The organism is Limosilactobacillus agrestis, assembly GCF_014145585.1.
In the GTDB taxonomy this organism is placed as follows: Bacteria; Bacillota; Bacilli; order Lactobacillales; family Lactobacillaceae; genus Limosilactobacillus; species Limosilactobacillus agrestis.
The window spans coordinates 1417-13589 of the sequence record NZ_JACIVF010000068.1; the positions used below are offsets into that span (position 1 = coordinate 1417).

Annotated in this window: 10 protein-coding genes and 1 riboswitch; of the genes, 4 read left to right on the top strand and 6 right to left on the bottom strand. The window is 36.4% G+C overall.

All coding sequences use genetic code 11. The annotated features are described in order from the left end of the window. Window positions 1–378: 378 nt before the first annotated feature. Window positions 379–1020 (bottom strand): phosphatase PAP2 family protein, encoded by a 642-nt coding sequence (locus H5R88_RS07885; protein ID WP_182600735.1) that lies wholly within the window; start codon window positions 1018–1020, stop codon window positions 379–381. 140 nt (window positions 1021–1160) lie between these two features. On the opposite strand from H5R88_RS07885, the gene H5R88_RS07890 reads away from it, so the two are divergent. Together H5R88_RS07890 and H5R88_RS07895 are read left to right on the top strand one after the other, a co-directional pair. Continuing rightward, window positions 1161–3467: a glycoside hydrolase family 31 protein gene (locus tag H5R88_RS07890; protein WP_182600736.1), complete on the top strand. Its 2307-nt coding sequence runs from the start codon at window positions 1161–1163 to the stop codon at window positions 3465–3467. A gap of 161 nt (window positions 3468–3628) precedes the next feature. Beyond that, entirely contained in the window at window positions 3629–4888 is a 1260-nt protein-coding gene (locus H5R88_RS07895; RefSeq protein ID WP_182600737.1) for a chloride channel protein, read from the top strand. A gap of 62 nt (window positions 4889–4950) precedes the next feature. On the opposite strand, the gene thiE is transcribed toward H5R88_RS07895, so the two are convergent. The 3 genes from thiE to thiM are packed head-to-tail and all read right to left on the bottom strand — an operon-like array spanning window position 4951 to window position 7215. Then, complete coding sequence (gene thiE / locus H5R88_RS07900; RefSeq protein WP_182600738.1) at window positions 4951–5598, bottom strand: thiamine phosphate synthase; 648 nt, start codon at window positions 5596–5598, stop codon at window positions 4951–4953. Then, the gene (thiD, locus tag H5R88_RS07905) at window positions 5595–6413 is read right to left on the bottom strand and encodes a bifunctional hydroxymethylpyrimidine kinase/phosphomethylpyrimidine kinase (RefSeq protein WP_182600739.1); all 819 of its coding nucleotides are present in this window, start codon (window positions 6411–6413) and stop codon (window positions 5595–5597) included. The genes thiE and thiD overlap by 4 nt, the downstream gene beginning before the upstream one ends. After that, the gene (gene thiM, locus H5R88_RS07910; protein WP_182600740.1) at window positions 6406–7215 is read right to left on the bottom strand and encodes a hydroxyethylthiazole kinase; all 810 of its coding nucleotides are present in this window, start codon (window positions 7213–7215) and stop codon (window positions 6406–6408) included. The genes thiD and thiM overlap by 8 nt, the downstream gene beginning before the upstream one ends. 57 nt (window positions 7216–7272) lie before the next feature. Then, a riboswitch (TPP riboswitch) is annotated at window positions 7273–7378 on the bottom strand. Window positions 7379–7493: 115 nt separating this feature from the next. Here thiM and H5R88_RS07915 point away from each other — a divergent pair. Beyond that, on the top strand, window positions 7494–7799 hold the full coding sequence (locus H5R88_RS07915) for a hypothetical protein (protein WP_182578896.1): 306 nt from the start codon (window positions 7494–7496) through the stop codon (window positions 7797–7799). Next, window positions 7800–9704, top strand: coding sequence for a DUF6933 domain-containing protein (locus H5R88_RS07920; RefSeq protein ID WP_182600741.1), 1905 nt, complete (start codon window positions 7800–7802; stop codon window positions 9702–9704). 264 nt (window positions 9705–9968) lie between these two features. Here the strand turns inward: H5R88_RS07920 and H5R88_RS07925 are convergent, their stop codons facing one another. Together H5R88_RS07925 and H5R88_RS07930 are read right to left on the bottom strand one after the other, a co-directional pair. Continuing rightward, window positions 9969–10634 carry a Crp/Fnr family transcriptional regulator gene (locus tag H5R88_RS07925; protein WP_182600742.1) on the bottom strand — a complete coding sequence of 222 codons (666 nt, stop codon included), beginning with the start codon at window positions 10632–10634 and terminating at the stop codon, window positions 9969–9971. A gap of 887 nt (window positions 10635–11521) precedes the next feature. Beyond that, window positions 11522–12169 (bottom strand): site-specific integrase, encoded by a 648-nt coding sequence (locus tag H5R88_RS07930; protein WP_182600743.1) that lies wholly within the window; start codon window positions 12167–12169, stop codon window positions 11522–11524. Between the last annotated feature and the right edge of the window lie 4 nt (window positions 12170–12173).

Below are 12173 nucleotides of genomic sequence, written 5' to 3' on the forward strand. Positions count from 1 at the left end.
ATACACCTGTACCCATGCCGAACACAGAAGTTAAGCTTCAACACGCCGAAAGTAGTTGGGGGATCGCTCCCTGCGAGGATAGGACGTTGCCACGCATTATTAAAAAAGGATATGCATTGTTGTTCTATACAGTGCATATCCTTTTTTAATACACCAAGCATGAATAATAGTAAAATCCATATTAATACATCTATTCCCAGGTGCCCGAGAGCTCCTATACTGAGACTATCATCAGTTTGGCATGCTCCTGACATGTCTGTTTGGTTTGTAGAAGTTGTAATGGTTGTTCATTGAAGAACTTTCTATTAATAATTATATTTTAATGAAAACAAAACACTGAACTATAATTAATGACAAGTTCAGTGTTTTGTTTGTTAATTAGACTTTATTGACTGGCTTTTGCAACCAATGAAAGAAAATAGTACGCTGACTATTAGCTAATAGCCACCATCCATTGGCCAATAAAAGGGCTCCGACCACATCAGATGTAAAATGGGCTCGTAAATAAACCCGCGAATACATAATAATGATGATCCATAAAGCGCCGACGATCTTTAATAATATCTTTTGCCATTTAACTTTACAATAAGGTAAAAGAATCGCTAGGATCGTAAAAGTAAAAATAACTGTTGAAAAAGTATGCCCACTCGGAAAACTATATCCACTAACATCAATTAACCGCAAAGAAGGGCGAAGACGAGTGACACTGTACTTAATTAAGATTACTAAACAGTAACCGATAAATTGTAACATTCCATACCATACGCTATCGGTTGCCCTTCCTTGATGCCATAATAGGAGCATTACCCCAATTGTTAGAATACCAACTGTAACTGGATCACCCATAAAGGTTAGTTCAGTTAAGAGAGTAGTTTTGAACTCAGATATTGGAGTAGTCAGGGTAAAGCCCACTGTATCGATTAAACGAACAAGTGACGATTTAGTTAAAACGTTGAAAAGTAATACTCCAAATAAAATCCAACAAAAAAGTCCAACCCCGATTTGTGCTTTTTTATGCATTATTTATAAGCCTCATTTATATTCATTGTTATATCTAATTATATCCCATTTATTCTTAAAAAGTTATTTTCTGGCGAAGAAAACGTTTACATTTAAAATATATGCGCTACAATAAAAGTAAAAAAAGAAGGCCGACATTAATGAATAACCAATTACGTGGATATGCAACCGTTGATCAAAGTATTACTATTAATTATCAAAATAGTTCAATCACTTTATCTGTTATTACACCTGAGATTATTCGGGTATTTCAAGATCATGGTGAGAAAGGCTCATCATATGCCATTGAAGGTGATAAGACAATTAAAACCAGCTTTTCGGTCCTAGATCATGGTGACCACCTTGAATTAACTACGGCAGCTTTGACTGTCAAAATATACGACAATGAAAAAATAGATGTTTATGACAAGGATGGACACCCCTTGATTATTGATTATCGAGGTAAACGAACACCGCTCGATCGTGGATTAGATGAAGCTCACGCTAAATTAGTAGCAGCAGAGGGTCATAATGTTACCGGGGGGAGTTCACGTGATAAAACTTATTTTGAAGTAATTAAGTCATTAGCGACTGATGAACAAATTTATGGACTTGGCGATAAGACAGGGTATTTGAATAAACGGGGTTACGAATATGATAACTGGAATACCGATAATCCGGCTCCGCATGTAGAGAGTTTTACCCGGCTTTATAAGTCTATTCCTTTTATATTAGGCTTGAAGAATAGTCACCCATATGGACTCTTCTTTGATGATCCTTATCGTAGTCATTTTGATTTAGGAAAAGAAAATCCAAATTATTATTTCTATTCTGCAGTGGCTGGTAATCTTGACTATTATATTATTGGTGGTCAACACCTTAAGGATATTGTTACAAATTATACTTACCTTACTGGGCGGGTTCCTTTACCGCAAAAATGGGTACTTGGTTACCAACAATCAAGATGGGGTTATAGTATGAGCCCTGAGAAAGTTGAAGAAATAGCTACTAAGTTACGAGAAAATGATCTTCCTTGTGATGTGATTCATTTTGACATTGACTATATGGATGGTTACCGCGTATTTACTTGGAACAAAGAAAAGTTTACTGATCCTCAAGCATTTGTTTCAAGATTGAGAGACCAAGGCTTTAGAGTAATGCCGATTATTGACCCCGGTGTTAAGCAAGATAAAAAGTATAAGATTTATAAAGAGGGAATTAAGAAAGGATACTTTGTTAAGAATCCTGATGGGACCGTTTATGTTAATAAGGTTTGGCCTGGCGATGCTGTTTTCCCTGACTTTGGCCGGGAAGAGGTACAACAATGGTGGGCCGATAATTGTAAATACCTTGTTGATACCGGAACAGCAGGGATTTGGGACGACATGAACGAACCAGCATCATTTGAAGGTGAAATTCCTGATAATATTGTCTTTAGTGATGGAAAATATCTTTCTACTCATAAGAAATTACATAATGTTTATGGGCATAATATGGCAAAGGCTACTTACAATGGATTAAAGAAATACAGCCATAAACGCCCTTATGTCATTACTCGGGCAGCTTATGCGGGAACGCAAAAGTATTCAACCGTCTGGACAGGGGATAACCAAAGTCTGTGGCCTCATCTACAAATGATGATTCCTCAATTATGTAATTTAGGAATGAGCGGTTTTACCTTTGCTGGGACTGATATTGGTGGCTTTGGTGCAGATGCAACGGCAGAAATGCTAACGCGGTGGATTGAAGCAGCCTTGTTTAGTCCCCTTTACCGTAATCACGCATCAATGGGGACCCGTTTCCAAGAACCTTGGGTATTCGGTGAACCTACACTTTCAATCTACCGAAAGTATCTAAAGTTACGGTATCGTTTTATTCCATTCTTATACGATCTTTGTTACAAGGAAACAAAGACTGGGCTCGGAATAATGCGTCCATTAGTATTAAATTATGATCAGGACCCGGCTGTTCGGACAATTAACGATGAATACATGGCTGGCGATGAGTTACTAGTTGCTCCAGTAGTTCAAGAGGGTCAAAACATGCGGGCAGTTTACTTGCCAGCAGGAGAGTGGATTGATTTTTGGAACGGTGTTGAATATGCAGGTAAGCGGTCAATTTTAGTCAAAGCACCAATTGATAAGTTACCGCTATTCGTTAAGAAGAATACAATTATTCCATGGGGACCTGAAGTAAGTCATATTAGTGATAAGCCTAATGAAACAATGACTTTCCGCTTATATGGACAACATGCCTCATATACTCATTACCAAGATAATGGTCTTAACTTTGCTTACCAAAACGGCGAATACAACCTTTACCAAATCAATGCTTCCCCCAATGGAGTAACAATTGATATGTCTCATGTTGGTTATGATAAAAATTATCGGAAGATTTTTGTAGAATTAGATGACCGAAAATTAACTTTTGAATTTGATCCTCAAACACACAAATATGTTCAACAATAAGAAGTCAAAATAGTAATAGGAACGAGGAAGGAGCTTAATGCTTGTTCTTCGTTTTTGTTTAGTTTACATAATATTTAACATTATGATGAATTCCTATTATCTTTTTATATTCATCCGTGATAAACTGGAAACCGATTTATATAATACGAGGAGACGAGAAGATGAAAGAAACGCAAGAGAACATTCCATTAGCTATTGCAACGGTTGTTCTTGGAATAGTCGTTGGGTTTAGCTCATTGATCCTTAGCGCTATCCTAGATTTAACAGAGCACTATTTCTTAAATTTTAACGAGACAAATAGAATCCCGGTTAATATTAATATTTTTCCTATTCATCGATTTGTATCGGTGCTAATAGGGGGGATAATTGCGACAATTATTTGGTACTTCCTTCAGCGCCATTATCACCCAGTTAGTATTAAGAATGCCTTAAATGGTAAACGAATGCCGTTAAGAAAAACATTTATCCATGTGGTTACGCAGATCTTTTTTGTAGGAACTGGTAATTCAATCGGCCGTGAATTAGCCCCACGAGAAGCCGGGGCTGCTATCGCGCAGAAATGGTCCCATGCGCTTGATTCTTATCGATGGTTGCACCTTAATGATGAAGATAAGCGCTTATTGATTGCGGCTGCGGCTGGCGCTGGATTTGCCGGGGTCTATATTGCTCCCATTACAGGAACTGTTTTCTGTTTAGAAATTTTATACCGGCGCATTAATGCCCGCTCTGTTTCCGTTAGTCTAATCATGTCAGTAATTGCAACGATGATTGGTTCGATTTTAAAAGGCTTTGAACCATATTATATTGTCGGAAGTCGTGATTTCTCTTTACTATCCGTTCCATTAGCAATTGTCCTTGGCTTAATCCTTGGAGTAACCGGAACCTGGTTTAAACAAGGAGTTAAGGCAGCTTCTAGTAAACGGGCAACGGGTAAAAACATTTTCTGGCAATTACCACTGTTATCATTCTCAGCAGGGGCTATTGCAGCTTTTTATCCGCAAATAATGGGAAATGGGCGGGGACTTGCTCAATTGGCCATGAATACGACCACCGTCAATTCTCGGGTCTTAGGAGCACTATTATTTGGCCTCGTTGCTAAAGTAGTTGTTACCTTATTTACAATCAAATGTGGGGGATATGGAGGAACACTAACGCCATCGATTGCCACTGGAGCAGTTATTGGAGTATTTCTCGGTATTCCTTATATGCATTTCTTCCCAGTCGTGACTTTAACTCAGTGTGCAGTTATCGGGGCCTCATTATTTTTGGCAGCATCACAACAGGCGCCGTTAATGGCATTATTTATGTTATTTGAAGTTTGTCACCTTAACTTTACAGCTTTTCTTCCTCTAGGGATTGGAGTCGCAATTTCCATTGGAATTTCAAAGTGGATGCAGGAAGCAAAAACAAGTGCAAAATAACCTTTAGTAAAAATATTATCTAATAAAATAGCAAGGTTGAAATTTCTTCCAACCTTGCTATTTTATTTATACAAATTATTCATTTTCTTTACAGTTGCTGCAAGATCCTTGCTATCAAAGGCTAATGAAATAACTGCTAGTCCTGCAACTCCAGTGTCATGAACAACTTTCATGTTTTCTTCATTGATGCCCCCGATTGCAACTACGGGACGCTCACTGAGCATGTTTAAACGTTCCAGACGATTGATGCCAATAGCAGTATCGGCGTCAGGCTTTGATTTTGTGGGGAAAATGGGACCACAACCGATGTAATCAACAAAGTCCATTGTATTGGCACGTTCAACTTGTTCTGGCGTATTACAGGAGTAGCCGATGAACATTTGATGACCTACAGCGACAGATACCTGTTCAATTTTAGTATCATTTTGCCCAACGTGAACTCCATCAGCGTTAATTTGCTGGGCCAATTCATAATCGTCATCAACGATCAATGGTATTCCGTAACGTGTACATAAGGTTCGTAATTCTAGTCCTAAGTCTACTCGTTCATTAGGCCGTAACTTTGAGTTTCCTTTTTCTCGATATTGGAAGGCAGTGATACCACTCTTCATTGCTAGCTCCACTTTTTCAAGAAATTTAACAACATCATTATGAACATCTTGTGTTCCGCCAACTAAGTATACTTGTAACATTTTTGGATCAAACATCATTTTAATTCGTCTCCTTCAATTTTAACCCAGTGATTAAGTGGTCCATGACCGTGACCAACATTAATTCCCTTGCTAATCGTCTTTTCAACATATGTCTTCCCAATCATAATTGCCTGTTCCATGGAATGGCCCTTAGCAATTTCCGCAGTAATACATGCAGAGATTGTATCACCGGTCCCGTGTGTGTTTTTAGTGTCAACACGGGGAGCAGTTAACCACATGTCATTGCCATCTTCAAATAAAATATAATCATCAGCTTTATCTGAAGATTCTGCATGGCCACCTTTTATGAGAATGTTTTTTGCTCCTTGCTTTTGTAATTCGCGGGCAGCCTTTTTAATATCATTTTTATCCCTTATTGTGATTCCCGTCAACTCACAAGCTTCTGGAATATTTGGTGTAACCAGGGAAGCAAGGGGAATAAGTTCATCCCTCACAATCGTAATTGCATCATCACTAAGCAACTTTGCGCCACCCTTTGCTACCATGACGGGATCAACAATAAGTGGCCCCAAATCATATTTCTTTAAATTTCGTACAACAGCCCTTACGCGGGTAGGGTCAGCCAGCATCCCCGTTTTACAAGCCCTAATTTTCAAATCATCAGCGATTGAAGCAAATTGCTCATCGATTAATTTTTCAGGCATTGGCAAAGCATCTTGCACTCCTAATGTATTTTGGGCTGTGACTGCGACGACTACCATTGCTGAGTATACGCCACGCATCTGCATCGTTTTTATATCCGCTGGAATACCGGCACCACCGCCACTATCTGTTCCAGCAATTGTTAAGGCCTGGGGATAATCATTAATCAAGATAATCTTCCTCACTTTCTTTTAAAAACTCAAGTAGTGCTTTCGTATTCATAATCGAAAGCTGATCAAAAAATTGTACTTGCCACGAACCGAGTCCGACTGAATAACGGTTAGCTAATACCCCAGCGGCTGATACCAAGACCGTTGCAACTATACAAGCGTCCCAAGTATTAGTAGTGGTTCCTAAAAATGCAGCGATGATACTAGAAAGCATGTCACCACTACCCACATTCATCGTTAACATCTCAGCAGAAAAGGGATTTTCATAGATAACTTGCCCATCAGTTATTAGGTCGGTTTCACCGGTTAAGGCTACGATTGAATGATAACGTCGGGCACACGTTTCGGCAATTTGAACCTGGTTAGGAACTTTACCAGCATCAATTCCGTGACTAGTATTGTCAGCCGCTACTAAAGCAGCAATTTCACTGGCATTACCACGAATAACATCAAAATGAAAATCATTTAGTAATGAACGGGCAAACTTTAAGCGGGATGGAACCGCACTTACCGCTACTGGGTCTAATACGAGGGGCTTGAGTGGCGTGGCAGCGCGTAATACCGTTTTAATTTGTGCCGCCTGCCGCTCATTAATTGTTCCGAGATTGATCGAAAGGGCATTTGCCAGCGTCACCATTTCATCCGCTTCAGTAGGCTCGACAGACATGATTGGTGATGCTCCAACAGCACTAATAGCATCAGCAACTTTATCAATTGTTACTAAATTGGCAAGGTTAAGGACAATCGGGTTTTTAGTACGAACCCGATCGAGCAGTGACCAGTCAATTTGGCGTTGTACCATAAAATTAGCTCCTTAAATAAAAAATACTCAAAATAGGAGATACACCTACTTTGAGTATTAAAGTCCGGTGCATTTTCCTACGCAAGCGTTAACTTACAGGTTCTAGAGTCCATGCATCTCTGCATATCTCAGCCCAGCACTATGGGCACCCCTAATGCAATAAATTGTCTATTAATAGTATACCGCAAATTATTCTTTATGAATATCAATAAAGATAATTGGCAAATCGGCATGATAATTGTAAAATGTAATAAATAAAAAGGTAGGAGAATTTAGAAATGGAAGAAGAAATACGTCAAACTACTGATAAAGCTGAAGTTGTCATTATTGATGATGATACTAATCAAAAATTGACATTTAGCAATGGGGGAGTAGACGGTGAATTTGAGATTATCGTCACAGATAAAAAGCCGGTACCAGAACTTTTTCAACCTGTTGGTACCTTACCAGATGGAAAGTATACGATTAAGGGGAACTATGCTGGTCAAGACTACCGGGAAATTAAGTTGAATGGTGCTTATGAAGTTTACGGAAATCCAGAAGATGGAAATATAATGATTACGAAAAGAGATGGGGGAAACTAAGTGTTTATTAACGTCGAAAAGAAAGCACAGAAATTATTTAATACTTATCAACAGGCAACGAGCGAAGAGAATATGGCAATGGCCTTAGCTAATCCGCTTTTTTCATGGCATGCTACTTACTATACCGCTAAACGCAAAAAGAACATGATTTTCTTAAATGATGCTACGACCATGGCAATTGTCTTGTTTGATGTAAATGCTAAAAATAAACAGACGATTAAAGAGCGCTTTGAGAAACAACTAGCAATAATTTGGCAAGAGTTAGGGTTGTCTGCCGAATCATTGGCAGATTACTTAGCCATAGGTGGGGATTGGCAAATCAGTAAAACGATTCACCCTTTGCAAATAAAAACTATAACTAAGTTTTATAAGAATGTCATAAAGCCACAAGCTAAAACCATAGCCAGTGAAATAGACTTAGCAAAAGCATTGGTTAAGAAGGTACAACAAAAGGGCAGAATTTATGTTGGTGAAGACGAGACAGTTAAGATAATTGAAATGGCTCAACCGTTTAACATTAAACACGTAAATTTTGAAGAATTATATTTAAAAGAAATTACTAATAAGTTAAGAAGATTAAGTCAGTTAGATGGAGAAGACCTTACTGCCGATGAGGTTGATAATGCAATTCAACACATCCAAGAAGTAAATAATCAACTTTTAGACCTTTTTCTTACTGATGCCAAACGTAATTATAGTGCTAGAACTGTTCGTCGCTATCGAGATAACTTGCAATTTTATCTTAATGAATGGGCTGCTCATCATTTAAGCACTATTTTCAACATTTATGTTCAAACTAGTGTTGATGAATTAGAATTTCACGGAGTAGGCAAGACAGAACGAACGAATATTAAGGCTTCCTTGAAGAAACTGGCAAAGTACTTAAAAGATAAAAATATTATTAGTGATAATGAGTACGATGACATTATCCTATATACGCAAAAGGATCCGGTAGACCTTGATGAAGAAGAGGAGGATGAATATGATGATCCAGAAGTAGAAGCCTTTCTTAATTCATTATTTAGTGAACCAGAAAAGCTACCAGTAGTATTTGATCCGCAAACTGATAAAATGATTGATGATTATCTTAAATCATTTGTTACTTTATATGGCCTTATTTCTGCCCAACAGGCTTATCAAATTATCCATGCCCAAAATCCATCAATTGATAAAAAAAGATTTGATCAATACATTCAAAATAAATTCGATGAAATGACGATGGAATATTTTATCATTGACTTTAGCGAAGCATTTAAGAGTGTTGATATTGCACCTGAGATTTTTATCTTCAGTCCACTACTTATTAAAGATAATGATACGAAGCTTTCTTCGTTTTATAAGCATCAGCTGGGACTTCCTTACTATATTCCAGCAAAAGAAGTTTTAATTGATGATAAGTTTAGTCCGTTTGCCAATATTAGTAACTATCAACAAGACTTGGAAAAGCTACTTGCAAACCAATATGGATTATCTGGAGACGATCTTAAAGGCGCTGCTTTTCTATCACTTTACCAATTGAAAATGAGTGATTATGGGCTTGAGTTATCAAGTGTAAATGGTGCTATCAATAAGGTTATTGCATTCTTAAATAAGGAGCATGGCCTTAAGGTAAAACAGGATAAAGTTAATGAGCCGTTAATTAAACTCCTAGTATTAATTGCGACAAATATCCGTCGCCCATGGAACCGGGGATGGACTAATTATGAAATGTTAAGGGCAAAAGGGATTGCTGAATTGGTGTCTGAAATGGAAATTAATTTGGAAGACCCTAAACTGTCGAGTGAGGTTATCAGTGAAGTTCAAGCGGGAAGAATTAACCGTGATGAGTTGCTAAGCTTCCTTGAAAGTAGTAATTTACCGCCAAAAGTAATTTCAAAGCTATATAAACAAGTAGAAGAATTATAAAAAGATGGGGTTGTGACCATAAGTCAGGTTCCTTTCATAAAAGGCAAATAGCGCAGTACAATAATAGGCCTCCAACGGTCGGGTAAAACCCGAACATTGGAGGCCTATTATTGCTTGCGAGGCTCTCACAAGTGCCTTCTGTCTCGCTTCCTTTACTTATGATCAATTGAATACCAAAAAAGCCTTCAAAATCATCGTCAATTTTAGTTAATATCAATATTTAGGATATAAATAGCTATTACCATTCGCTTGCCTGCGTAAAATCTACTTAAATTCTTCCCAAAAAGCCGGTTTTATAATAACTTTTCTACGATGTCGTTCTATCCAGCCCTTTGTTTCAAAATCCCTAAAATAACGGGAGAGACTTTCAGCACTAGTTCCTAAATAATTTGCAAGGTTTTTTAACGACATTGGTAGGGTAATTGAATGTTCTTCTTCATTACAAGTAATATTATAAAGATCTTCTAAATAGGAGACTAATCTAACATCAACACGGTAAAAAGATAGTAGTTGTGCTTGCCTCTCCAATTCAACTGATTTTTTAGCATTTAATTTTAAAAGATTTTGTCCAACTTGATGGTCTATTTTTAGTAATTTATGAAAATCTGATTTATAGAGGATACATACTTCAGTTTTGGTTAGAGCAATTCCATAAACTGTTGTATTTTGTAAATCAAACAAGTAATTTTCTCCACCGTAATCTCCAGCGCCGATAATTCGGATAATATGTTCTTTCCCATCTTTATTCAACTTATAGACTTTCATTTGGCCTAGAACAACAATAATTAGCTCATCTTGTGAATTCGGAGAAAAAATAAGATCTCCTTTATTAAAGGCTCTGTGATGTAGTAAATTTTTAAGATACTTCTTACCCTCATTAGATAAATCATTAAATAATGGGACACGATGTATATAATCTTTATTTTCCATAGCTATTATTCCTTTATTAAAATTCCAAAAGTTGATGTTCATCATTTCCTTGAATTTATTAATGAATTATAATTATTACAGGATATAAATTGTATATTTCAAACAGCTATGTATAGCAATTATGCGATAATAGAGTGGAAAATGCAATAAAAAAATTTAAAATGATTAAGAGGGGTTGATTAATATTTACTAAGTATTTTTATTAGGGAACCTACGGGAAAAATGAATCGCTATAGGCTTTTTAATATCACTTATTCATTAAAGAATACTATAAAAAATCAATTTAGTTAAAACATTAGCTCCATTCTTAAATGATAATACGACTTACCCCAAAAGATAAATTTAGAGTATTAGAATACTGTTCATATACTCCTTCGATCGTACTAAATAATTTGTAATATACGTATAAAATAATTGTTAGTTTTGATATATAAAGTAGTTTATAATTAATAGTGCTAAAGTAACAAAAATTACTTGCGGTAAAGTTACTTTCTAAATTGATTTTTATTTATAGTTGATAAAAAGATGTCTAAATTTCATTAGGGAAGCTTTTTGGTGGATTTGAAGGTGCTCTACCAAAATTGCTTTGAGAATACTTGTTTTATTTGATTATTTATAATAAAACTCGTTATTAGGGATTCAAATTATCATATAATTTGAATTTATGGGTGGTTTTTTAATAAAAGTTCAAAATAACTATATTTAATTATAAGTTAGTTTATTGATGCTTAGAGATTAATATTGCTTTGTGAACATAATTGTCGGTTTAATGATAAATATATAGTAAGCACATCAGATATCTGATAGATGACGACACCCCTCACAAAACGGTGAAGGGTGTTTTTATATATCAGATATTTTAGTTTACATAATATTCAGAATAACAACTATTCAAATTTGAAATTTTGAACAACTTTATCAAGATCTTCTTGTTCAATTCCTAAGTAATGACGAGTATTTCGCTCAGAGGAGTGATTGAACAATTGCGAAATGATTTCAACATTAACTCCCTTCTTATAGAGCTGGCGACCAAAAGTCTTTCTAAAAGAGTGGGTCCCAATTTTAGCAATGATTTTGTTATTTTCGGTTTTTCTGGCCATTCGTTGCAACATCTCATAAAAGCCATGGACAGAAAAGTGACCTTCTTGTTTCCCTGGAAAAAGATAATCATTTTCATCTTTGTAATCTAAGTCATTAAGATAGTCAATAATCTCGGCAAGACAATTATTCCAAAATAATGTTTTAGCCTTACCCGTTTTTTGCTCAATGACACGGGTTTTAGTTTTATTTAGGACATGACCAACTCTTAACGTCACAACGTCTGATGCTCGTAATCCATTATTGAGAGCGATCGCGATTAATAATAGGTTGCGGTTAACCAATTCAGGCCGAGAATGCAACTTAATTGTCTCGCGGAGCTGATCGTATTCTTCAAGAGTCAAAAATTTTACATTCTCTACCCATATTTTCCGTTTACCCTTAATTTGACCATTAGTCTTGTTTTTGGGAATATAAACGCGCTTTTTAGTTGACATAATA